The organism is Streptomyces sp. NBC_00154 (assembly GCF_026342835.1).
Taxonomy (GTDB): domain Bacteria; phylum Actinomycetota; class Actinomycetes; order Streptomycetales; family Streptomycetaceae; genus Streptomyces.
The window spans coordinates 1,393,108-1,417,514 of record NZ_JAPEMI010000002.1; the positions used below are offsets into that span (position 1 = coordinate 1,393,108).

Below are 24,407 nucleotides of genomic sequence, written 5' to 3' on the forward strand. Positions count from 1 at the left end.
CCATGACCAAGACCTTCACACCGAGGATCAAGGGTGCCCTGGCCCGCGGTGTCTCCTTGCACACCGCGCTCATCGCGGGCGTACTGCTGTCGGTCTTCCCGTTCTATCTGGCCGTCGTCATGGCCACCCGGACGACCAGCGAGATCTTCTCGTACCCGCCGAAGCTGCTGCCCGGCTCGCACTTCGGCGAGAACGTCAAGAACCTCTTCGACAACGTCGACTTCTTCGGGTCGATGCTGAACTCGTTGATCGTCGCGGTCAGCGTCACGGTGCTGGTGTTGTTCTTCGACTCGCTCGCGGCGTTCGTCTTCGCCAAGTTCGAGTTCCCGGGGCGCAAGCTGCTGTTCGGGCTGATGATGGCCATCTTCATGCTGCCCGCCCAGCTGGCCGCCATCCCGCAGTTCGTGATCATGGCGAAGCTGGGCTGGATCGGCTCGCTCACCGCGCTGATCGTCCCTGCGGCGGCCAACGCGTTCGGCATCTTCTGGATGCGCCAGTACATGACGGGCGCCATCCACGACGAGCTGATGGACGCCTCCCGCCTCGACGGCTGCAGCTTCCTCCGCCAGTACTGGCATGTGGCGCTGCCCGTGGTCCGCCCTGGCCTGGCGTTCCTCGGCATCTTCACCTTCATGAGCCAGTGGAACGACTACGCCTGGCCCCTGATCGCCCTCACCAACCCGGACAACGTCACTCTCCAGGTCGCGCTGTCCCAGCTCAACGGCGTGCACAGCATGACGGACTACGGCATGGTCATGGCCGGCGCCCTGCTGGCCCTGATCCCGCTGCTCATCGTGTTCGCCTTCGCGGCCCGCCACTTCATCGCCGACCTGGCCAAGGGAGCCATCCGCTGATGACCCGCCCGTCCCTGCCCACCCGCCCCTGGGAGAGCCCGGAGCTCACCTCCTGGCAGCGGCTGCCGATGCACGCCGTACGCCGGGAGGGGGACCGGATCGAGCTCGACGGCAGCTGGCGCTTCCAGCTGCTGCCCGCGCCCGATGTCCCGCTCGCGGATTTCTGGACCGAGCTGGAGGTGCCCGGCCTCTGGACCATGCAGGAGTTCGACGATCTGCACGGGGTGACGGACCTGCCGCACTACACCAACGTCCAGATGCCGTTCCCGCACTTCCCGCCGCAGGTGCCCGCCGCGAACCCGACCGGTGTGCACGAGCGGGAGGTCGACATCCCGGCGGAGTGGGCGGGGCGGCGGATCGTGCTGCACGTGGGGGCGGCGGAGAGCGTGCTGGTCGCCGCGGTCGACGGGCGACCGGTGGGGATGGGCAAGGACTCTCATCTGGCGGGCGAGTTCGACATCACCGACGCCGTACGGCCCGGCGAGCGCGCCACCGTACGGCTGACCGTGGTCAAGTGGTCCGACGCCACGCACATCGAGGACCAGGACCAGTGGTGGCACGGCGGTATCACCCGCTCCGTGTACGTCTATGCCACCGATCCGCTGTATCTCGCCGATGTGAAGATCACCGCCCCGGCGGACGGCGGTCTTCTGGCCGAGGTGCAGGTCCGCTCGGCGGCGAGGGCGCTGCCCGCCGGCTGGTATGTCAGCGGCGAGCTGGAGGGTGCCGGGGAGCTGGCGCAGGACGCGGAGTTCGACGCGTACTGCAAGGAGGAGTGGCGGGTCTCCGACTTCCTCGGCGAGGCGCGGCTCAAGGCCGTCGTGCCGGACGTGCGGCCGTGGACCGCGGAGACCCCCGAGCTGTACGGACTCACGGTGCGGCTGCACCGGGCGGACGGCAGCGTGGCGGACACCTCGCGGCACCGGGTGGGCTTCCGCACCGTGCAGATCCAGGGCCGGGACCTGCTGGTCAACGGCGAGCGGATCTTCCTGCGGGGTGTCAACCGGCACGACTTCCACCCGCTCACCGGGCGGGTCGTGTCGCAGGCGGACATGCGCGCCGACCTCGTCCTGCTCAAGCGCTTCGGCTTCAACGCGGTGCGCACCTCGCACTACCCCAACGACCCCGCCTTCTACGATCTGGCCGACGAACTCGGCGTCTATCTGGTCGACGAGGCGGACATCGAGTCGCACGACCACGCCCATGAGATAGCCGACGACCCGCGCTATCTGGCGGCGTTCACCGACCGGGTGTCGCGGATGGCGCTGCGCGACAAGAACCACCCCAGCGTGCTGATCTGGTCGCTCGGCAACGAGTCCGACTACGGCGCCAACCACGACGCCGCCGCGGGCTGGCTGCGCCGCTACGACCCGACCCGGCCGCTGCAGTACGAGGGCGCCGCGAAGATCGACTGGGCCGACACCTCGCTGGCCTCCGACATCGCCTGCCCGATGTACGCCAACCTCCCCGAGGTCGTCGAGCACGCCCTGTCCGGGCGCCAGACCAAACCGCTGATCTGGTGCGAGTTCTCGCACGCCATGGGCAACAGCAACGGCACCCTCGCGGACCACTGGGCGGCCATCGAAAGCACGCCGGGCCTCCAGGGCGGGTTCATCTGGGAGTTCCGCGACCACGGCATCCTGCAGCGTGTGGACGACAAGCGACCGGCCGGCACCGCGGGCGCCGGCGCCTTCGCCGACGGTGTCGCCGGTCCGGGCCTGCGCTGGGCCTACGGCGGCGACTTCGGTGACACCCCGCACGACGGGGCGTTCGTCACCGACGGCATGGTCTTCCCCGACCGCACCCCCAAGCCGGCGATGTACGAGCACCGCGAACTGGCGGCGCCGGTCCGGCTGACCGCGTCGGTCGACGGGTCGGTGACGGTGCGCAACCACCAGCACTTCCGCGATCTGTCCTGGCTGGCGGGCGAGTGGGTGCTGGCGGCGGAGCGCACCGGCACGCACACCGTCCCGGCGGTCCTGCCCGACCTGGGTCCGGGGGAGTCGGCGACCGTCGCCGTACCCGCGGAGCTGCTGGCGCAGGCGGACGGGGACGGCGGCGAGGCGTGGCTGACGCTGCGCGCCACCACGGCCGGCGCGGAGAGCTGGGCGCCGGCGGGGCTGGAGGTGTGCACGCCGCAGGTACGGCTGCGCGGCGCCGCCCCGGCGGCCGCCGACACCGCGCAGGGCGAGGTCACCCTCGACGAGGACGGCCTGCTCGTGCACCCGCTGCTGGCCGCGCCGCCCACGCTGAGCCTGTGGCGCGCGCCCACCGACAACGACGAGCTCGGCGGGATCGCGGAGCGTTGGCGCAAGTGGGGCCTTCAGGCTCCGACCCGCACCCTGCTGGACGTGTCCGTACGCGACGGGCGCACCGTCGTACGGGCGGAGTACGCCACCGGCGAGGGCGCCGTACGCCATGAGCAGACCTTCACCCCGATCGCCGGCGGAGTCCTCGTCGAGGAGACGGCCGAGCTCCCCGAGGGCCTGACGGACGTCGCCCGGGTGGGCACCGTCTTCGAGACGGCCGCCGGCTACGAGGAGCTGGACTGGTTCGGCCAGGGGCCGTGGGAGTCCTACCCCGACCGCTGCGCCGGCCCGCCCGTCGGCCACCACCGGGTCGCCGTGGACGACCTGTTCACCCCCTATCTGCGCCCGCAGGAGAGCGGCGGCCGGCACGGCGTACGCAGCCTCGCCCTGCACTCTGCCGCGGGGGAGCGGCTCGCGGTGCGCTTGGACGAGCCGCGCCAGGTGTCGGTCACCCGGCACCGCGCCGCCGATCTGACGGCCGCCACGCACCACGACGAGCTCACACCGCAAGAGCGCTGCGTGGTCCATCTGGACGCCGAGCACCGCGGTGTCGGTACGGCGTCCTGCGGGCCCGACACGCTGCCGCAGTACCTCGTGGGCCCGGGCGTCCACCGCTGGTCCTGGAGGCTGACCGCCGAGTAGGCGGCCCCCGGGGCACCGTCCACCACCAGCCAGCCAAGTCCGCATCCACCGGGCCGACAAGCCCACCGCGCTCCGTCCCCCAGCCGGAGCGCGGTCCGGGCTGCCCGAAACCTCTCCTGGAGACGATGTGTGCACCTCGCACGGCACCGACCGGCGCACCTTCCTCAGCCGCGCCGGGCTGATCACCGCAGGCACCGCGCTCGCCACGGCCACCGCCGCCACGCAGGCCGCAGCGCAGGCGGACGAGCCCGCCGACTGGCGGCCGGACCCGGACAGCAACCGGTTCACGCTGGTCGTGATGCCCGACACCCAGTACCTCTTCGACGGTCCGAGCATCCAGCGCGCACCCGTCGAGGCCTCCCTGCGCTACGTCCTGGACCACGGCCGCGACGACAACATCGTCTTCCTGGCCCATCTGGGCGACCTCACCGAGCACGGCACGGACACCGAGTTCGCCGCCGTGGGCGAGGCGTTCGAACTGCTGGACCGCAACGGCGTCGGCTACAGCGTGCTCACCGGCAACCACGACATCCCCTCGCGCACCGACGACCAGCGCGGCGCCACCCCGTATCTGCGCACCTTCGGCCCGGACCGGATGGCCGATCTGCCCACCTTCGGCGGGGCCACGCCGGACGGCTACAACACGTACCACCTGATCCCCGCCGCCGGCCGCGAGTGGCTGGTCCTGGCGCTGGACTGGCGGATGTCCGAGGCGGGCTTCGCCTGGGCCCGCCAGGTCATCGCCGACCACCCGGAGTCCCCCGTCATCCTCACCACGCACGACCTCGTGGGCGTCGACGAGGACAAGGGCGGGGCGGTCCTGTCCGACTACGGGCAGCGCCTGTGGTCCGAGCTGATCCACGACCACGACCAGATCTTCCTCACCCTGAACGGCCACTTCTGGCCCGCGGCCCGCACCGTCCGCGAGAACGCCGCCGGCAACGACGTGCACCTGCACCTCACCAACTACCAGAACCGCTACTACGGCGGCGCCGCCATGATCCGCCTCTACCACTTCGACCTGGACCGCGACACCATCGACGTCGAGACCGTCTCGCCGTGGATCCTGGGCCGGGCCGCCGACGGCCTGAACGAGCTGGAGCGCGGGGAGATCGAACTGACCGGCCCCGAGGACCGGTTCTCCGTCGCGGTGGACTTCGCCGAGCGTTTCGCGGGCTTCGCCCCCGTGGCCGCGCGCGGGCCCCGGCCCGCGGCGCAGCTGCTGGTCCCCGGCACCGTGGCGTACTGGCGTTTCGACGAGCGCGAGGACGGCGCCAGGGCCGAGGGACCGATCCGCGACCTGACCGGCCGAGGCAACGACCTCACCGTCGCCGCCGTCCCCGGCTCCTCCTCCCGCAGCCTCACCTTCTCCGCCGCCCACCACCCCGACCAGCCCGGTCACGGCAGCCTGCGCTTCACCGGCGGCAAGCCGCCGCTGCAGGGCGCATATCTGCGTACGGTCCAGGGCGCACCGCTGAACGCCGCGACCTTCCCCGACGGTTACACCATCGAGGCCTTCTACCAGCCCGCCGAGGACTGGGACTCCGCCCGCAACGCCTGGGGCGGACTCGTCGGCCGCACCGGCACCGGCGGCGCCGCGGGCAAGACGCAGGACGACCCGGACGAGCCGCTGGCCACCCTGTCGTTGTCCGACGGCCCCGGCCCGCAGTGGGCCGTCCGGCCGCTCAACCAGGAGGGCATCGCCACCAACTGGGGCGACGAGACCGCGCCCGGCCGCTGGTGGCACGTCGCCGTCGTCAACGACGGCAGCCACACCACGATGCACGTCCAGGGCTGCCCGGTCGCCCGCAACCCGCACGCGGCAGCCGTCGGCCTCACCTCGGTCGGGCTGCCGTGGCTGCTGGGGGGTTACGAGTACGGCGGCAGGATCGACCAGATCCTCAACGGCCGCCTCGGCGACGTCCGCATCTGCGACCGGGCGCTGGCCGTCGGCGACTTCATGCTCAGCTGACGGACTTCATCCGGGCCGACCGGTCCCGCCCGAGGGCTCGCCCCCTCTCGCCTCCGGGGGCGAGCCCTCCATCCCGCCGATTCCCGCCATCCACCGCAAGGGAGTAGCACCCGCATGCCGTCCTCCAAGCTGCCGATCTGGGCCGACCCCGACGTGCCCGCCGCCGCGCTCAGCGCCCAGGCCCTGTCCCGCCGCGGCCTGCTGCGCCGCGCCGGCCTGTTCGGCGCCGCCTTCGCCGCCGGATCCCTGCTCAGCCCGTCCACCGCTTCCGCCGCGTCCGCGCCCCAGCTCGGCGGCACGGACCCGGAGTTGGCGTACCTGGTCGGCGACCACCACATCCACAGCGTCTACAGCCACGACGCCAAGTACACGTTCAGCCAGCTGTCCGACGCGGGTGCCCGCTACGGCCTGGACTGGATGGTCTTCAACGAGCACTCCAACTTCGGCCACGCGAGCTATGGCGCCCGGCTGGAGCACGAGGAGATCCTCAAGGCCCGCGCCGCCCACCCCCGGCAGCTGATCTTCCAGGGCCTGGAGTGGTACATCCCCGCCGCCGAGCACTGCACGGTCTTCGCCGCCCCGGGACCGCACGAGGTCGACCTGCTCACGCGGTTCGAGCTCGCCTACGACGGCAAGCTCCTGGGCTACACCGCCGGCGGCCCCGACCACCCCGACACCCCGCGCAACGAGGCGCACGCCGTGGCCGCCATCCGCTGGCTCGCCGAACAGCGCCGCACCGGCTACATCGACGACGTCCTGGTCATCGCCAACCACCCGATGCGCCTGGGCATCGACTCCCCGCACGAGATGCGCAACTGGCGCGACGCCGCACCCGACATCATGATCGGCATGGAGGGCGCCCCCGGCGCCCAGGGCGGCGGCATCCCCGGCTGGCGCGGTCCCGACTCGCAGCGCGGCGAGTACGAGAACGCCCCCTCGGCCAACTCCTGGCCCGGCTATCCCACCGACGCCTACGTCACGTACGGCGGCTTCGACTGGGTGACCGCCACCGTCGGCGGCCTGTGGGACGCGATGCTCTCCGAGGGCAGGCTGTTCACCATCACCACCAACTCCGACGTGCACCGGGTGGTCTTCGACACCTGGAAGAACGGCGACTGGCCGCCGGGGCAGAACTTCGACAACACCGGTCGGCTGCCCGACCCGGTGAACACCACCGAGCCGCAGCCCGGCGGCGACTTCTGGCCCGGCCAGTTCAGCCGGACCCATGTGGGCGTCACCAAGTACGGCTACCGGCCGGTCATGGCGGGTCTGCGGGCCGGCAGGGTCTGGCTCGACCACGGCCAGCTCCTGGACGGGCTCGACGTGCGCCTCAGACGCGCCCACGACACCGGCCGCGGAGTCACCCTCGGCGGCCGGCTGCGGGTACGCCCCGGCGACCGGCTCACCCTGTCCGTCACCGTCACCACGGCCTCCCGGCCCAACGCGCACGACATCCTGCCGGAGCTCGCCCACGTCGATGTGATCCGCGGTGCGGTGCGCGGCCCGGCCGCGGACCGCGACTCGTGGCGGGCGCCCGACACCCGGGTCGTGCACACGACGGACGTCACCGGCCGCACCGGGACCTATACCCTGCACATCCCGCTGACGGCCGGCGACGAGCCCTTCTACGTCCGGCTGCGCGGCAGCGACGGCAACCGCAACGGCACCGGCTACCTCGGCGCGTCGATCGACCCGCACGGGCCGATCGCACACGAGCCGGGCGACGGCGACCCGTGGCTCGACACGTGGTTCTACACCAACCCGGTGTTCGTCGATGTCGCGGGGAGCTGACGTGACGGCTCAGCTCCCGGCCTCGGTGCTGCGGATGCTGGCCGAGGAGCCGCCGGCCGGCGGGCTGGAAGACGTCCGGCACGTGGTGGTCCTCATGCAGGAGAACCGGTCCTTCGACCACTACTTCGGCATGCTCCCCGGCGTCCGCGGCTTCGGCGACCGCAACGCGATCCGCCTCCCCGGCGGCGCCCTGGTCTTCGACCAACCCGACGGGGAGCGGACCGTCCGCCCCTTCGCCGCCCGCGCCGCGGCCGGTACGCCGCAGCTGGCGACCTTCCACGACCTCGACCACGGCTGGGAGACCGCCCAGCAGGCCTGGCACGGCGGCTGGATGGACGGCTGGGTCCCGGCGAAGACCCCGGCCACCATGGCCTACCTGGACCGGGACGACATCCCGCTGCACTACGCACTGGCCGACGCCTTCACGATCTGCGACGCCTACCACGCGTCCATCCACTCCTCGACCAGCCCCAACCGCAACTACCTGTGGTCCAGCCTGTCCGGCCATGAGCCGGACGGCCGCCGCGCCGTCGACAACGACGCCAACGACGAGGACGTCCACCCCGGCTACGACTGGCCGACGTACGCCGAGCTGCTGGAGCGGGCGGGCCGCAGCTGGCAGACGTACAGCGAGTGGGAGAACTACACCGACAACCAGCCGGAGTTCTTCGCCACCTTCAAGGCCGTCGCCCACAAGGCGCTGCGCAAGACCGACGGCCACACCTACCTGGAGTCCTTCTACGAGACCGTCCGCGAGGCAGCCGACTACGCCGAACGGGACCGGCTGCTGGGCCTGCTGGAGGAGGGCGTCGACGCCCTCGCCCCGGCGGAGCGCAGCCTGTTCGAGCGGGCCCTGCGCCGGGTGCCCACCGGCACCCTCACCGACGCCTTCGCCCGCGATGTGGCGGCGGGCCGGCTGGCGGAGGTCTCCTACGTCGTCGCCCCGGCGGTGTCGTCGGAGCACCCCAACGTCTCCTCCCCGCAGGCCGGAGCGGAGGTGATCCACGGGCTGCTGGACGCGCTGGCCTCGCACCCCGAGGTGTGGCGGCACACGGTCCTCCTCCTGACCTACGACGAGAACGACGGCTTCTTCGACCACGTCCCGCCGCCGGTGCCGGGCCCGGACGACCCGGACGAGTGGTGGGAGGGACACCCCACGGGCCTGGGGATCCGGGTGCCGATGCTGGTCATCTCACCCTGGTCGACGGGCGGTCACGTCTGCTCGGAGCTCTTCGACCACACCTCCGTGAACCGGTTCCTCGAGCGGTGGACGGGGGTCGAGGACCCGAACGTCTCGCCGTGGCGCCGGACGGTGACGGGCGATCTGACGGCGGCGTTCGCGTTCGACCCGGAGCCCGCTCCGGGTCCCGTGCCGCCGGGAACGCGTCCCGCCCGCGCGCTGCCGTACCAGCCGGACGCGCACGCCGTCGTGCGCGGCGAGCAGGTCGCGGTGACGCTGGTCAACACCGGCGCGTCCAGCGCGCACTTCGCGCTCTACCCCTACGCGGGTGAGTTCGCCGCGCCCCAGCACCGGGATGTAAGGGGCGAGGCGCAGTGGACGGTGCCCCTTACCGCCGACCACTACCGCTTCACGGTCACCGGCCCGAACGGCTTCCGCCGCGAGTTCACGGGCACGCCGTCCGACGGCGTGGAGGTCGCCTCGGCGGTCGAAGCCCCGGCCCGTGAGCTGCGGCTGACGCTCACCAACACCTCGGCGCGGCCTCAGACGGCAACGGTCCGCCCGCAGGCCCGTGAACGGGATCCGCACCCGGCCTGCCTGCGGTTGGCACCCGGCGAGACCCGCACCCTCACCCACCCCACCAGCGCTGCACACGGCTGGTACGACCTGGTGGTCACCGTGGCGGGCGACCCGGCCTTCTCCCGGCGGCTGGCGGGACACATCGAGGACGGGAGGCCGAGCGTCACGGGGTGACCGGTCCGCCAGCCGCGACAGCCCGGAGCGGTCAGGCCGAGCCGGGTTCGTTCCACCGACAGTCCGACCCGCCTGCCAACGCGCGCTCCCACACCGTGCCCGAGGACGCACTCACACGCTCCTGCACACACAGCGAGTAGCAGCTCTCAACCGTTCCTAAACAGTGTCCAGGAGTGAGCCTTGTGCCCACGTCCCAGTACTGCGCGCATCCCGAACGGTTTTGGATGCGCTGATCCCCCGCGTTCTCGTTGTCCCTGTCCGGCGACGCGCATCGTGTGCACGCTCCGCGACGGGGCGGCGGGTTTCCTCACGCCCTCGGTCACCAGGATCGGCCTGGAGGGTCCGATGCCCAGCATCATCTCTCTGGTGATGCTGGGGCGGTGCCGTCCGTCGCCGGATCGGGTGCCCGAGGGCGCGCCTGCCAATGGCCACCGAGGCGGCGTCATGGCGAGTCATGCTGCGAGTCTTGCTGATCAGGGGCTTGCGCCAGTGCTGGTCGCCCCACATCGAGGTGTATGCCGGGTCGACGGCGACGATGGCGATGCCGTGTTCGGCGGCCATGGAGACGATGCGGGCCTTGAGCTTGCCGGTGGGCATACCGGAGATGAGTTGCCGGAACCGCTTGTTGCGGCCGTGCTTCTCGCGCGTCTTCTCGGCGGCGAAGTCCAGGTTTTCGATGCCGATCGCTTGCGCGCCGGTCTGCTTGGTCCAGTGCAGGAGGCGAGTGAGGGCGTGCCGGATCTGGGCGTCGCGGTGGTCGGCGGTGCCGGACAGGTCGTAGGGGAAGCGGCGCGGGTCGCCGACCGGGTTGCCGTGCCGGTCGAGCCGGTATGCGGCGAAGTGGTCGGCATTCGTGTCGACGCCGACCATGCCCCGGGCCCGGGCGGTCTCCAACGGGATGGTCTGCACGGCGGGCCTGGTCCACGAAGCGGTGAGGTACCAGCGGCCCCGCTCCACGTCGAGGTGGATGCGGTAGGCGACGGCACGGTTGGCCTCGGTGCGGTCGTGCCACTCGTCCCCACGGTGCGCGAACGCGACCTTGGAGGTAAGGACGTACCGGCCATGCTTACTGCTGGCCAGGTGGGCGAGCGGGGCGGGCAGCTTGATCGACACTTCGCCGTCAGGGGTGACGCGGATCGTCTCGTTCCCGAAGCGTTTTCCGGACTCGCCATCTGCGGCGAGGAACCAGCGCTCAGCCTCCCAACGCTGACGCCACTCGCGCTCGGTGAGCTGCGCGGCATGAAGGTTGTGCCGGTTCTTGAGCAGCCGCCGGCCGCCGCGAACGACACGGACATGTCCGGTCGTCAAGTCGTCGCGGGCCACGTCGAGGCGGTGTTCCAGGGTGGCCAGGCGGCGGGACTTGTGGAACCACTCGCCCGTGGACCGGTACCCGCCCGGCACCCGCTTGTTGCCCTTCTCCCCGATGGGGAGGGACAGTCGGTGTCGCAGCGTGCGGATACCGGCCTCAAGGTTCTGGACATGGGCGAGCAGGCAGCGTCGGGCCAGGCCGTACTGGTCGTGCGTGGCCTTCGTGATCGCACCCGCGATACGCGACGACGACTGCTCGGTCAGGTCACGCTTCCGCGATGCCCACGCGTCGTTGTCGTGCTTGTGCCCGGCTTCGCAACGGGCCTTGAGGTCGCCAGAGGCCAGGCGGCCCTGGTGCTCGCCGACCAGACGCAGCACCTTCTCGTCTTTTGGTGTGAGGTGCTTGAGGCGGTCGCGTAACGCCACACCGGACGGGCCGACAGCGCCAAACGGCGGGTCGATGGTGCGGAGCTGCTTCTTCTTGTCAGCCATCGGCAGCCGCCGCTTCCAGTGCCTTCTCGGCACGGTTCTTCGCACTGCGGCGACCGTACAGGCGGGCACAGAACGAGGTCAGAACCTCCACCGTGTCGCGCACCAGGTCGTCTTCGACCTCGCCCTCATCCAGCACAACGAGTCGACGACCGGTTGCAGCCAGAGCGGCCTCAACGAGTTCGACGTTCATGCGGCCCAACCGGTCTTTGTGCTCCACCACTACGGTGGTCACCGCCGGGTCGGCCAGCAGGCGACGGGCCTTGGCGCGGGCGCCGTTCATGCCCGAAGCGATCTCGGATTCGACGCGCACGACCTTGTGCCCGGCCTTCGCGGCCCATGCCGACAAGCGTGCGGTCTGCCGCTCCAGGTCGGCCTTCTGGTCGTGGGAGGAGACGCGCGCGTACAGTCCCACGCCACTGGTCACGGACGGTGAGGTGTTCGCGTCGATGTTCACCAGGATCGTGCGCGGCCCCACTCGCTCCGCAGGGACCGGCAGCGTGCCCTCACGGAACCAGCGGTACGCAGTACGCGGGGCGACCCCCTGTGCGCGTGCCCATTCCGTCAGGTTCATACACTAGATCATACGACACTCGTGACATCTAAAGGACACTTATGGACACTTAGTTGAGAACAGTTCCTGACCCCCGGATGCGGCGACGGCTAGGGCCGCGCCGCCTCGCGGATCGTACGCGGCGCCGCTCCCAGTTCGCGGCGGCAGGTCTTGTTGAAGGCCTGGAGGTCCGGGATGCCGACCGCCGCCGCCACCGCCGGGATCGGCATCGTCGAGGCCTGGAGCAGATGCCGGGCGCGCTCCATACGGCGGCGGCGGATGTAGGACACCACCGTGTCGCCCGTGCCCGTGCGGAACAGGCGGGTGAGGTGGTTGTGCGAGACCCCCGCCGCCCGGGCGATCCCCGGCACCGGCAGCGGTCCCGCCAGCCCCTGTTCGATGTACGCGAACGCCGCCGCCAGCGCCGGATGCGGCTGCCCCGCCGCCTCCTGGCCGCCGCCGAGCTGCGCCGTGTGCCACAGCACCGTCCACACCTCCGCAGCCGCCCGCGCCGGCGACACCGGCATCGCGGCCACCGCGTGCCGCAGCAGAGCGGTGAGCACCGGGGCCTCCGCGCCCGCGTCCTGCATCACCGGCACGGTCCGCCGCTCACCGCGGCCGGGCAGCGCGAAGTGCGCGTACAGATGCTCGTTCCGGCGCGACTCGTAGTGGAAGTGCACCTCTACATCCGGCGGCACCAGGCTCACGTGCCCGGGCCGGATGGGATACCGGCCGCCGCCGAAGGCCAGCTCGCCGGAGTAGGTGTACAGGTGCAGCTGCCACAGGCCGGGAAGCCGGAAGACGTCGTGCGAGCCGAGGGTGCCGTGCATGCCGACGCCCGCGTTCACCGCCTGCGGCGGTTCGTCCAGCGGCAGTACCACATGACCGGTCATGGGTGAGAAATTACCAGTAGTCGATGAATAGAGCCCACGACAGGGGAGCAGGCCCTTTCTAGGCTTGCCGTATGTCAACCAGCAAGCAGCTACTGAACTCGGCCCAGGTGGCGAGCTTCGTCGCGCACGGCTCGCTCCGCCTGGACGCCGTCGTACCGCCGGAGATGAACGAGCAGGCCATCGGCGTCTTCGACGCCGGGATCCCCGAGGTGCCGTTCGGCACCCCCGTGGACAAGGCCTTCCCCGAGGGGTCCTTCGCCCGCCGGCTGATCGAGCTCCCGGCCGTCGCCGGCGCCCTGGAGAGCCTCGTCGGCCCGGGCCCCACCGTCGACCACCACTTCGTCCACGTCCGCGAACCGCACGGCGGCGAGGCCCAGCCCCTGCACGCCGACGCCGTCATCGACATCCGGCCCGACGCGTTCGACGTCCAGCTCATGTACTACCCGCAGGACGTCACTACCGAGATGGGCGGCACCCTCAGCGTCCCCGGCAGCCATCTGCGCCGCACCAACGAGTCCGACACCGGCCGCTACCAGAACCTCCGCGGCCAGACCCGCCTCACCTGCCCGGCCGGCACGGTCGTCCTGCTGCACCATGGCATCTGGCACGGCGGCCGGCGCAACGACAGCGACATCCTGCGCTACATGTTCAAGATCCGCTTCAACCCGACCGTCCCCCAGGTCCGCCTCTGGGACACCTCCGACCTGGACGACCCCGCCGTCGCCAGGGAACTCAGCCGCACCTTCCCCTGGTACGAGCCCGCCACCGGCCGCCTGGAGGTCTACAACCGGGTGAAACTCTGGCGCGCCCTGACCGGCGACGACACCTTCGACATCGACTACTGGGCGACCCGCGTCGCCAACCGCCCCACCCTCCGGAGCCACGCATGAAGCAGCAGGTCCTGGTCCTCTATCTGGCCAACTCGGCGCTCGACTCCGAGGTGGTGGGCTGGTCGCAGTACGACGGCACGGGCCGCACCAGCCCGACCACCGGCGACAGCGACGAACCGCCGTACGAGACGGGCGTCGCGGCGCTCCAGGACGGCTGGCGGCTGTTCCAGGCCGCGCAGCTGATCCCGCCGTACCCGGGCGCGGAGTACGACACGTCGTTCCTGAAGCACGAGTTCTTCTTCGAGAAGCTCCAGGGCTGAACGCGTAAGGGGCGCCGTCCGCGGAGGGCGCCCCTTACGCACGCCGACGTCAGGCGTAGAACGCCGGCTTGTCCACCATCTCCACCTGCTCCACCCCGCCGGAGCGCTGCGCCCGCACCGCCGCCACCGACACCGCCGTGGCGGCGTAGCCGTCCCACGCCGACGGCCCCGTGGCGCGGCCCGCCGCGGCCGAGTCCACCCACGCCTGCAGTTCCGCGTCGAAGGCCGCCGAGAAGCGGTCGTCCCACTCCTGGTCGATCGCGGTGCCGATCCGCGCCGCCGCCCGCAGCTGCGCCCGGGCCGGGTCGGGCAGCCGGATCAGGCCCTCCTCGCCGATCGCCTCGCACTGGATGTCGTAGCCGTACTGGCAGTTGACGAAGACCTCCAGATCGATCCGCACCCCGTCGGCGGTCTCGAAGAGGATGAACTGCGGGTCCGCCAGGTGCTCGAAGCGCTGGCTGGTCGACCGCGGCACGATCACCTGCACCGAGACGATCTCGTCGTCCAGCAGCCAGCGCGCCGCGTCGATCTCGTGCACGCCGGAGTCCTGCACCGCCATGTCGGTGGTGTACGCGTCCGGCACGGCCCGGTTGCGGTGCGCGCAGTGCATCATCAGCGCCCGGCCGATGCCGCCGCCGGAGATGATCCGCTTCAGCTCGCGGTAGCCCGTGTCGTACCGGCGCATGAAGCCGACCTGCACCAGCCGCCGCCCGTAGGCCTCTTCGGCCGCCATCACGGCCAGGCAGTCCTCGGCGGTCGTGGCCAGCGGCTTCTCGCAGAGCACCGGCTTGCCCGCCGCGACGGCGCCGAGCACGTGCTCGGCGTGGGTCGGGCCCCAGGACGTGACCAGCACCGCGTCCACGTCCGCGGAGGCGATGAGTTCGGCGCCGTCGGCGCACACCCGGGCGCCGCCCGCCTCGCTCGCAGCCTTCTCGGCCAGGGCCCGGTCGATGTCGGTGACGGCGGAGATGACGGCGCCGCTGGTACGGCGGGTGACGCGTTCGATGTGCTCGCGCCCGATCGAGCCGGTGCCGATCACTCCGATACGTATGGTCATGCTGGTCGTTCTCCTTGCGGGTCGGGCGGGACAGGGGCGGGCTTGCGGGCTAGCGGTTGGGGCGCCGGGTCCCCGACAGCCCGGCGCCGTTCAGATACTCGCGGGTGCGCACCGCGATCGGCAGCGGCACCTCCGGGGCGCAGGGGTACAGGTCCTGCTCGACGATGACGAACAGCTCCGCGTCGAGCTCCGACAGCGCGGCGACGATGTCCGCCGGGTTCGGCACCCCGGCCGGCGGCTCCACGCACACGCCGCGCCTGACGGCCTCGCTGAAGGACAGGTCCTCCGCCTCGACCTGGGCGAGGATCTCCGCGTCCATCTGCTTGATGTGGACGTAGCCGATGCGCTCGGCATACCGGCGGATCAGATCGAGGTTGTCGCCGCGGCCGTAGGCGACGTGCCCGGTGTCCAGGCAGAGGTTGGCGTAGCGGGAGTCGGAGGCGTTCAGGAAGCGCTCGATCTCCGGCTGGGTCTGGATGTGGCTGTCGGCGTGCGGGTGGACGACGAGGCGTACGTCGAATTCCTCCAGCAGGATCTTCCCCAGCCGGTCCGCCGCGCCGCCGACCAGGTCCCACTGTGCGGCGGTCAGCTCGGGGGACTCGGTGAAGGAGCCGGTCTTCTCGTCCCGGTACAGCGGCGGGATGAACACCAGGTGGTGCGCGCCCGCGGCGGCGGTCAGCTCGGCCACCCGGCGGGCGCCCGCCAGCATCTCGTCCCACTGCTCGGGCCGGTGCAGCGCGCCGAAGACGGTGCCGCCGGAGACCTGCAGTCCGCGGGCGGTCAGCTCGTCGGCCAGGCGCCGCGGGTCGACGGGGAGGTAGCCGTACGGGCCGAGCTCCAGCCAGCGATAGCCGGCCTGGACGAGTTCGTCGAGGAAGCGGGTGTAGGGGACCTGGTGCTCGTCCTCGGCGAACCACACGCCCCAGGAGTCGGGCGCGGAGCCGAGGCAGAGGTTGCCCGCGGTGGCGCGGGGGGTCGATGCGGTGCTCACGGTATGGCCTTTCAGGGGTCTGGGAGATACGGGCGGGTTCAGCGGTCGCAGCCGTCTCGGCGGTCTCAGGTGGACGTCGGGAACGCGAAGGTGGCGCGCGGGCCGCCCCCGTCCGGCCAGCGGGTGGTGACGACCTTCGGCCGGGTGTAGAAGCGCACGCCCTCCGGGCCGTGGATCGGGCTGTCGCCGATGAGGGAGTCCTTGCAGCCGCCGAAGGAGTAGCCGGCCATCGGCACCGGCACCGGCACATTGACGCCGATCATCCCGACCTGCACCCCGCGCTGGAACCGCCGCGCCGCGCCGTCGTCGCCGGTGAACAGGGCGGTGCCGTTGCCGTACGGGTTGGCGTTGACCAGCTCGATGGCGGCGTCGACGGTGGCGACGCGTACGACGGCGAGGACGGGGCCGAAGATCTCCTCGCGGTAGGCGTCCATGCCGGGCGTGACACGGTCGAGCAGCGACGGGCCGGTGAAGAACCCGTCCTCGTGCCCCCCGGCACCGTCAGCCCCCGCCCGTCCACCACGACGACCGCGCCCTGCCGCGCCGCCGAGGCGACGGCGCCCTCCACCCGCTCCCGTGCGGCCTGGCTGACCAGCGGCCCCGCACGCGAACTCCACGACCTCCCGCCCGCGCACCACCTTGCCGCGCGCGTCGTCCAGCACCTTGCCGTGCTCGGCGGAGATGATCCGGGCCAGCTCGTCCTCATGCCGTACGAGCAGCTCACGGAAGCGAACATGACCCGCATCCGGGTGCTGAGGGAGCTCTCGCTCCAGCTGTCGAAGGCCTTGGACGCGGCGGTGACCGCCGCGTCCACGTCGGCCGGCTCCGCCAGCAGCACGCTCGCCCGCTGCCGTCCGGTCGCCGGGTCGAAGACGGGGGCGGTGCGGCTGCCGCAGCCTGCGGCGGGGGAGCCGGCTATCCAGCGCTCGATGGTGTGCAAGGGGTTCTCGTTTCGCTGTTCAGTCGGTACGGATCACAGATACGGCCGCTGCGCCCGCTTGGCGGTCTCGTACGAGGCGTGTGCCTGCCGGGTGGAGTCCAGCTCCGCGACCTCCGCCACCGGCACGTCCCACCAGGCGGAGCTCGGCGGACCGGGGCTGAGATGGTCCGTGGTGACATGCACGACCGTCGTGCGGTCGTCGGCCCTGGCCTCCAACAGCGCCGCACGGAACTCGGGAACGCTGCCCGCGCTCAGCACCCGCGCGCCCAGGCTCGCCGCGTTCGCCGCCAGATCCACCGGCAGCACGCCGCCGTCCAGCCGCCCGGTCTTCTCGTCGCGGAAGCGGTAGCGGGTGCCGAAGCGCTGCGAGCCGAGGGACTCCGACAGCGCGCCGATCGAGGCGAAACCGCCGTTGTCGACCAGCACCACCGTCAGCTTCAGCCCCTCCGAGACGGCGGTGACCAGCTCCTGGCACATCATCAGATACGAGCCGTCGCCGACCAGCACCACCACCTCGCGGTCGGGGGCGGCCAGCTTGGCGCCGACCCCGGCGGCGATCTCGTAACCCATGCAGGAGTACGCGTACTCCACGTGGTACGCCTTCGGATCGCGCGCCCGCCACAGCGCCTGCAGATCGCCCGGCATCGAGCCGGCCGCGTTGATCACCACGTCCCGGTCGTCGAGGAGTTCGTTCAGCGCGCCCAGGATCTCGGTCTGCGCGGGCAGCGGGCCGTGGCCCAGGTGGTAGGCGTGGTCGGTGGCCCGCCGCCAGTCGGCGGCCAGCTCCCGCACGCGGGCCCGGTACGCCTCGTCCGTGCGCCAGTCCGCCAGCTTGCGGGTCAGCGCCTCCAGGCCCGCCCGGGCGTCGGCCACCAGGGGTTCGGCGGCGTGCTTGACGGCGTCGAGCCGGGCCACGTTGAGGTTGACGAACCGCACCTGCGGGTAGGCGAAGACCGTCCGGCTGGCGGTGGTGAAGTCGCTGTAGCGGGTGCCGATGCCGAGGACCACGTCCGCCTCGGCGGCCAGCGCGTTGGCGGCGCTGGTGCCGGTCGAGCCGAGGCCGCCCACCGCGCACGGGTGGTCCCACGGGATCGCGCCCTTGCCGGCGTGCGTGTCCGCCACCGGGATGCCCGTCGCCTCGGCGAACTCCCGCAACTGCGGCCACGCCTGCGCGTACACCACACCGCCGCCCGCGACGATCAGCGGCCGCTCGGCCTGCCGGAGCAGCGCCACCGCGCGCGTCAGCGCGTCGGGTTCGGGCTGCGGCCGGCCCACGTGCCAGACCCGGCGGCGGAAGAAGTCCTCCGGCCAGTCGAAGGCCTCCGTCTGCACGTCCTGCGGCAGGCACAGCGTAACCGCGCCGGTCTCCACCGGGTCGGTGAGCACCCGCATCGCGGCCAGGGCGGCCGGGATCAGCTGCTCGGGGCGCTCGATCCGGTCGAAGTACTTCGACACCGGCCGCAGCGCGTCGTTCACCGAGACATCGCCCTGGCGCGGATCCTCCAGCTGCTGCAGCACGGGGTCGGCGACGCGGGTGGCGAAGGTGTCGCCGGGCAGCAGCAACACCGGCAGCCGGTTGACGGTGGCCAGCGCGGCGCCGGTGACCATGTTGGTGGCGCCGGGACCGATGGAGGAGGTGCAGGCGTAGGTCGCCAGCCGGTCGTTCATCTTGGCGTAGGCGGCGGCGGTGTGCACCATCGCCTGCTCGTTGCGGGCGAGGAAGTACGGCAGCTCGTCGGGGTACTGCAGCAGCGCCTGCCCGATCCCCGCCACGTTGCCGTGGCCGAAGATCCCCCACACGCCGTCGATCAGCCGCCGCTCACGACCGTCGCGCTCGCTGAACTGGTTCGCCAGGAAGCGCACCAGTGCCTGGCCGGTGGTCAGTCTCATCTCGTCGTCCCTCCGAACGGCAGCCGCGGATCGGTGGGCTGGTCCTCCCAGGTGGTACGGATCCAGCCGTGCGCCGGGTCGTCGCAGATCAGCCAGGCGCGTTCGGGGCCGGGCCCCGCCATCACGTTGAGGTAGAACAGGTCGTAGCCGGGCACAGCCATGGACGGCCCGTGCCAGCCGTGCGGAATCAGCACCGTGTCGCCGCTGCGCACCTCCTGGAGCACGTCGACGGGCCGCTCGGGGGAGCCGTACACCCGCTGATAGGCCAGGCCCCCGTCCGCCACCTCGAAGTAGTAGATCTCCTCGAGCTCGCTCTCCTCGCCCGGCCGCGCCTCGTCGTGCTTGTGCGGCGGGTACGACGACCAGTTGCCGCCCGGCGTCAGCACCTCGCACACCAGCAGCCGGTCGGCGTCGAAGGTCTGCGGCAGGCAGTAGTTGTGGACCTGCCTGCTGCAGCTGCCGGCCCCGCGCAGTTCCACGGGCACCTCCTCCGCCGGGCCGTAACGCACCGGGAGGCGCCGCTCGCAGCGGGCGGAGGGTAGCGCGAAGCGGCCGCCGTTGCGGCTGGTCACGCGGGCCTCGCCGTCCCGGGGCAGGTATAGGAAGTCGGTGGGAGCGCCGAACACGCCGTCGCGCCCCTTCAGTTCGTACGACGCGCCGTCGACGGTCACCGTGCAGCCGCCGGACAGGGGCAGCACCAGATGCTCCGCGTCACCGGTGCCGAAGACGTGCTCCTGGCCCGGCGCCAGTTGAAGGATCCGCAGGCCCGAGTAGCCCCACCCCGCCGACTTCGGCGTGATCACCGTCCGGTACGGCCCGGAGGCCGCGGTATCCGCTTGCAGATATTTCGTGCTCACAGCAGCCCCACCGCCCTGTCCACCGCTCCCGCCACATCGCCGTCCGCCGGATAGAGCAGCGAACGGCCCACCACCAACCCCTGCACCCCGGGCAGCCGCAGCGCCCGCCACCACTTGGCGCGCGCCACCCGCTCCCCATCTGCGTCGCCCGGATCGCCGCCGAGCAGCAGCACCGGCAGGGTGGTCGCAGCCAGTACCCGCTCCATGTCGTCGACCACCGGCAGCTTCAGCCATGTGTAGGCGCTGCGCCGGCCGAGACCGGAAGCAATGGCCACCGAGCGGACGACCGCGTCGGGCGACAGGTCGTTGCGCACCCGGCCGTCCTCCCAGTGGGACAGGAACGGCTCCACCATGGCCAGCAGCCGCCGCTCGGCCAGCTCGTCGACTGCCCGGGCCGAGTTCTGCAGCACGCCGGCGGTGGCCGGATCGTCGAGGGCGACGCGAGTGAGCATCTTGCCGCCGTCGAAGCGGAGTTCGGCGATGGTGTGCGCGTCGTAGCCGGTGAACCGGTCGTCGATCTCGAAGACCGAGCCGGCCAGTCCGCCCCGGTTCATCGACCCGAACACGCACTTGTCGTCCAGTACCCCGAGCAGCAGCAGGTCCTCCAGGATGTCGGCGGTGCCCAGCACCCCCGTCACCCCGGGCCGCTCCAGTGCGACGCACAGCCGCCGCAGCAGCTCGGCACGGTCCGCCATGGCCAGCGCGTCGCCGCCCACCGCCGTCGCCCCGCGGGCCGGATGGTCGGCGGCGATGACCATTGCCCGCCCGGTGTCTCCCAGCGGGGACTTGGCCCGCCTCCGGGCCGCGGCCGCCGTGGCCACCGCCTCCGGATCCCGCACCCGCAGCGAGGTCAGCTCCCGGATCCGCCCCCTCACCATGTGCCGGCCGCCTTCAGCCGCTCCGCGACCTCGGTCTCGGTGGGCATGGCGTCCGAGCAGGCGAGCTGTCCGGCCACATGGGCGCCGGCCGCGTTGGCGAACGCGATGATGTGGTCCAGTTCCCAGCCGGCCAGTAGGCCGTGCACCAGCGCACCGCCGAACGCGTCGCCGGCACCGAGGCCGTTGACCACATCCACCGGCACCGGCGGCTGCTCCACCGCGGTGCCGTCCCGATGCACGGCCAGCACACCGCGCGGTCCCTGCTTGACGACGGCCAGCTCCACGCCCGTGGCCAGCAGCGCTCGGGCCGCGGCATACGGGTCCCGCTCGCCGGTGGCGACCTCGCACTCGTCGATGTTGCCGACGGCGACGGTCGCGTGCGCCAGGGCCTCCTCGTACCAGGCCCGGGGCGGGGTGGTCCAGAACATCGGGCGCCAGTCCAGGTCGAAGACCGTGTGCGCCCTCCGCCCGCGCGCCCGCAGTGCGGCCAGAGTGGCGGCTCGGCTCGGCTCCTCGCACAGCCCGGTGCCGGTCATCCAGAACACCCTTGCCGAGCGGATCGCGTCCAGGTCCAGCTCCTCGGGCGTGATGTCCAGATCCGGAGCCTTGGGGAAGCGGTAGAAGTACAGCGGGAAGTGGTCCGGAGGGAAGATCTCGCAGAACGTCACCGGCGTCGGCAGCCCCGGGGAGACGCCCACATGGGCGGTGTCCACGCCGTAGCCCGTGAGGGCCGCGCGGACGAACTCGCCGAAGGGGTCCGCCCCCGTCTTCGTGACGACGGCGGCGGCGCGCCCGTAGCGGGCCGCCGCCACGGCGACGTTCGTCGGGCTGCCGCCGAGGTAGTTGGCGAACGAGGTGACCTCCGCCAGGCCGACGCCGCTCTGCAGCGGGTAGATGTCCACGCCGCCCCGCCCCATCGTCAGCACATCCAGTGCCATGAAACCCTCCTGTCGCGCTCTACTAGAGCGCGCTAGATGCGAGTACCATGATCCCGTAGCGCCGGGATGTCAAGAGTGCGGGCGGCGGCCGGACGAGGAAGTGCGTTCCCGCGCGGGAGCAGACGCGAAGGACCGCACCGTCAGGACGACGGCCAGAGCGCGACAGGACAGGAGCGAAGCGTTGGCAGGAACCGACCAGAAGCGCCCCACCATGGTGGATGTGGCCGCCCGGGCGGGTGTCTCGCGCGCCCTGGTCTCCCTGGTCTTCCGCAACCGGCCGGGCGCCAGCGAGCAGACCCGGCAGCGCGTCCTGCGGGCAGCCGACGAGCTGGGCTACCAGCCGGACAGCGCCGCCCGGCTGCTGGCCCGCGGCCGCAGCCGCACCATCGGCGTGCTGCTGACCCTGCACCATCCCTTCCATGCCGACCTGGTCGAGGCGATCTACCCGGAGGCGGAGCGCCTGGAGTACGACGTGCTGCTGTCGGCCCGCGCCCCGGGGCGCGACGAGCGCACGGCCGCCGAGGCGCTGCTCAGCCACCGCTGCGAGGCGTTGATCCTGCTCGGTCCCGAATCGGACGCCGCCTTCCTCGGCGAACTGGCGCGGCGCAGCTCCGCCCTGGTCGTGGTGGGCGCGGACGTGCCGGGCAGCGGCGCGGACAGCGTCCGTACGGCGGAGGGCAAGGGCGTACGCCAGGTCATCGACCACTTCGTCACCCTCGGCCACCGCCGTATCGCCCATATCGACGGCGGCCGGGGCGCCGGCTCCGCGGAGCGCCGCCGCGCCTATCGTGCCGCGATGCGTCGTCACGGCCTGGCCGACGAGATCCGGGTCATTCCCGGCGGACATACCGAGGAGGCGGGCATCGCCGCCGGGCGACTGCTGGCCATGGAGGACGCCCGACCCACCGCGGTTCTCGCGGCCAACGACCGCTGCGCCGTCGGCCTGCTGCACAGCCTCGCAGGCGCGGGGCTGGAGGTGCCGGGGGACATCTCGGTCGCGGGTTTCGACGACAGCTACCTCTCCCATCTGTCGCACATCGACCTGACCACGGTCCGCCAGGACGCCGCGGCTCAGGCCGCGCAGGCGGTCAGCTTCGCGGTGGAGCGGCTGGAGGACGCGGCGTCGGAGCCGCCGCGCGAACTGGTGCTGGAACCGCGGCTGATGGTGCGCGGGACGACGGGGCCGCCGCCGGGGGCGTGAGGAATGGTCTCCCGTCGCACAGCCACACCCCGCCGGCGTGCGGAGACGCGGCAGGCGGTGGCGTGGGGGGTGGACGGCACTAGCTAGACGGGCTGGGCGCCGCCGACCCGAGGTTCGCAAGCTTCTCAGGATGGTGGAGAGCTCCAGGGTATCGAAGTCGTCGCCGGTGAGGTCGTCCTCGATCGCATCGGCGGAGGGGCTATGTCGGCAGGGGCGTGCGCAGGGCGAGGATGGCCATGTCGTCGTGGCCGTCGCTGGGGTGGTGGTCGACAAGGGCCTGGCAGAGGTCGTTGTGGGACAGGCCGCCGTGGGTGGCCGCGGCTCGGGCGAGGGCGTCGAGGCCGGCGTCGATGGGGCGCTGGGGGTGCTCGACCAGTCCGTCGGTGAAGAAGACCACGGTGGAGCCGGCGGAGAGTGGGTGGGTGTGGTCAGAGCGGGGTTGGTCGGCGTCCACTCCGAGAGGGAGCCCGGGATCGACATGCAAGTATTTCGGCCGCTGACCGGGGGTGATGAGCAGGGGCGGGAGATGGCCTGCGCTGCTCCAGCGCAGGGTCCAGGCGGAGCCTTCGGGTTCGATGCGGGCCAGGCAGGCGGTGGTGAGGGGGTTGTTGGTGATGGCGTGCAGAGTGCGGTCAAGCTGCGTGAGGACTGCGCTGGGCGGGGTGCGGCGGTCGTAGACAAGGGCGCGCAGCATGTTCCGGGTCTGGGCCATGGCTGCCGCAGCATTCAGGTCATGGCCGCAGACATCGCCGATGACGGCTGCGCATGCCCGGTCCGGGAGCAGAAAGGCGTCGTACCAGTCACCGCCGACCCGTGCCGGGGTGGTCGCCGGCCGATAGACGGCGGCGCCCTCATACGGTCGCAGGTCGGGCAGCGTCGGCAGCAGCAGACGCTGGAACAGCTCACTGCCTGCTCGGGCATGCTCGAACAGGCGCGCGTTTTCGATGGCCACTCCGGCGGCCCCGGCAAGTGCAACGACGATGTCCTCGTCGTACGCATCGAAGGGCTCCCCGTCACGCCGGTCGGCCAAGTAAAGGTCCCCGTAGACCTCGCCCCGGACGCTGATCGCTACCCCGAGGAAGCTGCACATCGGCGGGTGACCGGGCGGGAACCCCGCGGAATGCGGATGGGAGGAAATCTCCTGGACCCGGAGCGGTTCGGGACGGCGGATCAGGGTCCCGAGCAGACCTCGCCCGCGCGGAAAATCGATACCGCCGAGGGCAGCCCGTTCCTGCTCGCTCAGCCCCACGGGGATGAAGTGCGCCAGGCCCGTGCCCTGCTCATCGAGGACGCCCAGCGCACCATAGCGGGCCTGGACCAGGTCCATGGCAGCCGTGACGATCCGCTCCAGCACCACTGGCAGCTCCAACTCCCGACTGACTGCCATGACCGCGTCCAGCAGCGCCTGCAACCGGTCCTTGGTCCGGGCCAGCCCCTGGAGCTGCGCTGAGATCTGGTCGAGCTGGTGGTCCAGGAAGTCATGTAGGCCAGCGATGTTCGAAGGTTGCGGTTGGTTACGTTCCATGGGTTCTCCCGATGCCGCCGCACAAGCCGTCCTACCTGGCGGGCGTGCATAACTCACCCTCACTCACCGGTATGGGGGTCCCACACAGGTCACACCGCTCGGGCTGAGCCTGTCCCGGGCCGCCAATAGTCGGCTCGCTGTCGGTCGTCCCTCCTGTCTATCGCCCCGAGTCGGCCACCGCCCCCCGACGCTCCGGGTTCAGAAAGAGCTTCTGACGGAGGAGCCCGCAGTGTCCG

At 71.7% G+C, this 24,407-nt stretch carries 18 protein-coding genes and 1 pseudogene; 8 read left to right on the forward strand and 11 right to left on the reverse strand.

What is annotated here, in order from left to right:
* Positions 1 to 2 precede the first annotated feature (2 nt).
* From OHA03_RS42965 to OHA03_RS42985, 5 genes are all read left to right on the forward strand, one after another.
* Positions 3 to 854 (forward strand): carbohydrate ABC transporter permease, encoded by an 852-nt coding sequence (locus OHA03_RS42965; RefSeq protein WP_267009346.1) that lies wholly within the window; start codon positions 3 to 5, stop codon positions 852 to 854.
* Positions 854 to 3,805 (forward strand): glycoside hydrolase family 2 TIM barrel-domain containing protein, encoded by a 2,952-nt coding sequence (locus OHA03_RS42970; protein ID WP_267009347.1) that lies wholly within the window; start codon positions 854 to 856, stop codon positions 3,803 to 3,805. Before OHA03_RS42965 ends, OHA03_RS42970 begins: the two co-directional genes overlap by 1 nt.
* Positions 3,806 to 4,103: 298 nt before the next feature.
* Entirely contained in the window at positions 4,104 to 5,777 is a 1,674-nt protein-coding gene (locus tag OHA03_RS42975; protein ID WP_267009670.1) for a LamG-like jellyroll fold domain-containing protein, read from the forward strand.
* 114 nt (positions 5,778 to 5,891) lie between these two features.
* Positions 5,892 to 7,568, forward strand: coding sequence for a histidinol-phosphatase (locus OHA03_RS42980; RefSeq protein WP_267009348.1), 1,677 nt, complete (start codon positions 5,892 to 5,894; stop codon positions 7,566 to 7,568).
* Positions 7,569 to 7,602: 34 nt separating this feature from the next.
* Entirely contained in the window at positions 7,603 to 9,501 is a 1,899-nt protein-coding gene (locus OHA03_RS42985) for an alkaline phosphatase family protein (protein ID WP_267009671.1), read from the forward strand.
* A 156-nt stretch (positions 9,502 to 9,657) separates the two neighbouring features.
* Here the strand turns inward: OHA03_RS42985 and OHA03_RS42990 are convergent, their stop codons facing one another.
* The 3 genes from OHA03_RS42990 to OHA03_RS43000 form a co-directional block, all read right to left on the reverse strand.
* On the reverse strand, positions 9,658 to 11,301 hold the full coding sequence (locus tag OHA03_RS42990) for a transposase (RefSeq protein ID WP_267009349.1): 1,644 nt from the start codon (positions 11,299 to 11,301) through the stop codon (positions 9,658 to 9,660).
* Positions 11,294 to 11,872, reverse strand: coding sequence for an IS607 family transposase (locus OHA03_RS42995; protein ID WP_267009350.1), 579 nt, complete (start codon positions 11,870 to 11,872; stop codon positions 11,294 to 11,296). Before OHA03_RS42995 ends, OHA03_RS42990 begins: the two co-directional genes overlap by 8 nt.
* Positions 11,873 to 11,961: 89 nt before the next feature.
* Positions 11,962 to 12,744: a helix-turn-helix domain-containing protein gene (locus OHA03_RS43000; RefSeq protein WP_267009351.1), complete on the reverse strand. Its 783-nt coding sequence runs from the start codon at positions 12,742 to 12,744 to the stop codon at positions 11,962 to 11,964.
* Positions 12,745 to 12,815: 71 nt separating this feature from the next.
* Here OHA03_RS43000 and OHA03_RS43005 point away from each other — a divergent pair, with 71 nt between their 5' ends.
* Both OHA03_RS43005 and OHA03_RS43010 read left to right on the forward strand, forming a co-directional pair.
* On the forward strand, positions 12,816 to 13,634 hold the full coding sequence (locus OHA03_RS43005) for a phytanoyl-CoA dioxygenase family protein (RefSeq protein ID WP_267009352.1): 819 nt from the start codon (positions 12,816 to 12,818) through the stop codon (positions 13,632 to 13,634).
* Complete coding sequence (locus tag OHA03_RS43010) at positions 13,631 to 13,894, forward strand: hypothetical protein (RefSeq protein WP_267009353.1); 264 nt, start codon at positions 13,631 to 13,633, stop codon at positions 13,892 to 13,894. Before OHA03_RS43005 ends, OHA03_RS43010 begins: the two co-directional genes overlap by 4 nt.
* Before the next feature lie 49 nt (positions 13,895 to 13,943).
* Here OHA03_RS43010 and OHA03_RS43015 read toward each other — a convergent pair whose 3' ends face one another.
* From OHA03_RS43015 to iolC, 7 genes and pseudogenes are all read right to left on the reverse strand, one after another.
* On the reverse strand, positions 13,944 to 14,951 hold the full coding sequence (locus OHA03_RS43015; RefSeq protein WP_267009354.1) for a Gfo/Idh/MocA family protein: 1,008 nt from the start codon (positions 14,949 to 14,951) through the stop codon (positions 13,944 to 13,946).
* A 49-nt stretch (positions 14,952 to 15,000) separates the two neighbouring features.
* Positions 15,001 to 15,942 (reverse strand): TIM barrel protein, encoded by a 942-nt coding sequence (locus tag OHA03_RS43020; RefSeq protein WP_267009355.1) that lies wholly within the window; start codon positions 15,940 to 15,942, stop codon positions 15,001 to 15,003.
* A 65-nt stretch (positions 15,943 to 16,007) separates the two neighbouring features.
* A pseudogene (locus OHA03_RS43025) lies at positions 16,008 to 16,882 on the reverse strand (aldehyde dehydrogenase family protein).
* A 33-nt stretch (positions 16,883 to 16,915) separates the two neighbouring features.
* Entirely contained in the window at positions 16,916 to 18,772 is a 1,857-nt protein-coding gene (gene iolD, locus OHA03_RS43030; protein ID WP_267009356.1) for a 3D-(3,5/4)-trihydroxycyclohexane-1,2-dione acylhydrolase (decyclizing), read from the reverse strand.
* Entirely contained in the window at positions 18,769 to 19,629 is an 861-nt protein-coding gene (gene iolB / locus OHA03_RS43035) for a 5-deoxy-glucuronate isomerase (RefSeq protein ID WP_267009357.1), read from the reverse strand. The genes iolD and iolB overlap by 4 nt, the downstream gene beginning before the upstream one ends.
* Complete coding sequence (locus tag OHA03_RS43040; RefSeq protein ID WP_267009358.1) at positions 19,626 to 20,507, reverse strand: aldolase; 882 nt, start codon at positions 20,505 to 20,507, stop codon at positions 19,626 to 19,628. The genes iolB and OHA03_RS43040 overlap by 4 nt, the downstream gene beginning before the upstream one ends.
* Complete coding sequence (iolC, locus tag OHA03_RS43045; RefSeq protein ID WP_267009359.1) at positions 20,501 to 21,445, reverse strand: 5-dehydro-2-deoxygluconokinase; 945 nt, start codon at positions 21,443 to 21,445, stop codon at positions 20,501 to 20,503. Before iolC ends, OHA03_RS43040 begins: the two co-directional genes overlap by 7 nt.
* A gap of 211 nt (positions 21,446 to 21,656) precedes the next feature.
* On the opposite strand from iolC, the gene OHA03_RS43050 reads away from it, so the two are divergent.
* Entirely contained in the window at positions 21,657 to 22,646 is a 990-nt protein-coding gene (locus OHA03_RS43050; protein ID WP_267009672.1) for a LacI family DNA-binding transcriptional regulator, read from the forward strand.
* Between the two features lie 199 nt (positions 22,647 to 22,845).
* Here OHA03_RS43050 and OHA03_RS43055 read toward each other — a convergent pair whose 3' ends face one another.
* The gene (locus OHA03_RS43055) at positions 22,846 to 24,171 is read right to left on the reverse strand and encodes a PP2C family protein-serine/threonine phosphatase (RefSeq protein ID WP_267009360.1); all 1,326 of its coding nucleotides are present in this window, start codon (positions 24,169 to 24,171) and stop codon (positions 22,846 to 22,848) included.
* Positions 24,172 to 24,407 lie beyond the last annotated feature (236 nt).

Coding starts and splice junctions, on each gene's coding strand:
- OHA03_RS42965 (WP_267009346.1), top strand. CDS start 3: ATGACCAAGACCTTCACACCGAGGATCAAGGGTGCCCTGGCCCGCGGT.
- OHA03_RS42970 (WP_267009347.1), top strand. CDS start 854: ATGACCCGCCCGTCCCTGCCCACCCGCCCCTGGGAGAGCCCGGAGCTC.
- OHA03_RS42975 (WP_267009670.1), top strand. CDS start 4,104: ATGCCCGACACCCAGTACCTCTTCGACGGTCCGAGCATCCAGCGCGCA.
- OHA03_RS42980 (WP_267009348.1), top strand. CDS start 5,892: ATGCCGTCCTCCAAGCTGCCGATCTGGGCCGACCCCGACGTGCCCGCC.
- OHA03_RS42985 (WP_267009671.1), top strand. CDS start 7,603: ATGCTGGCCGAGGAGCCGCCGGCCGGCGGGCTGGAAGACGTCCGGCAC.
- OHA03_RS42990 (WP_267009349.1), bottom strand. CDS start 11,301: ATGGCTGACAAGAAGAAGCAGCTCCGCACCATCGACCCGCCGTTTGGC.
- OHA03_RS42995 (WP_267009350.1), bottom strand. CDS start 11,872: ATGAACCTGACGGAATGGGCACGCGCACAGGGGGTCGCCCCGCGTACT.
- OHA03_RS43000 (WP_267009351.1), bottom strand. CDS start 12,744: ATGACCGGTCATGTGGTACTGCCGCTGGACGAACCGCCGCAGGCGGTG.
- OHA03_RS43005 (WP_267009352.1), top strand. CDS start 12,816: ATGTCAACCAGCAAGCAGCTACTGAACTCGGCCCAGGTGGCGAGCTTC.
- OHA03_RS43010 (WP_267009353.1), top strand. CDS start 13,631: ATGAAGCAGCAGGTCCTGGTCCTCTATCTGGCCAACTCGGCGCTCGAC.
- OHA03_RS43015 (WP_267009354.1), bottom strand. CDS start 14,951: ATGACCATACGTATCGGAGTGATCGGCACCGGCTCGATCGGGCGCGAG.
- iolD (WP_267009356.1), bottom strand. CDS start 18,772: ATGAGACTGACCACCGGCCAGGCACTGGTGCGCTTCCTGGCGAACCAG.
- OHA03_RS43040 (WP_267009358.1), bottom strand. CDS start 20,507: ATGGTGAGGGGGCGGATCCGGGAGCTGACCTCGCTGCGGGTGCGGGAT.
- iolC (WP_267009359.1), bottom strand. CDS start 21,445: ATGGCACTGGATGTGCTGACGATGGGGCGGGGCGGCGTGGACATCTAC.
- OHA03_RS43050 (WP_267009672.1), top strand. CDS start 21,657: ATGGTGGATGTGGCCGCCCGGGCGGGTGTCTCGCGCGCCCTGGTCTCC.
- OHA03_RS43055 (WP_267009360.1), bottom strand. CDS start 24,171: ATGGAACGTAACCAACCGCAACCTTCGAACATCGCTGGCCTACATGAC.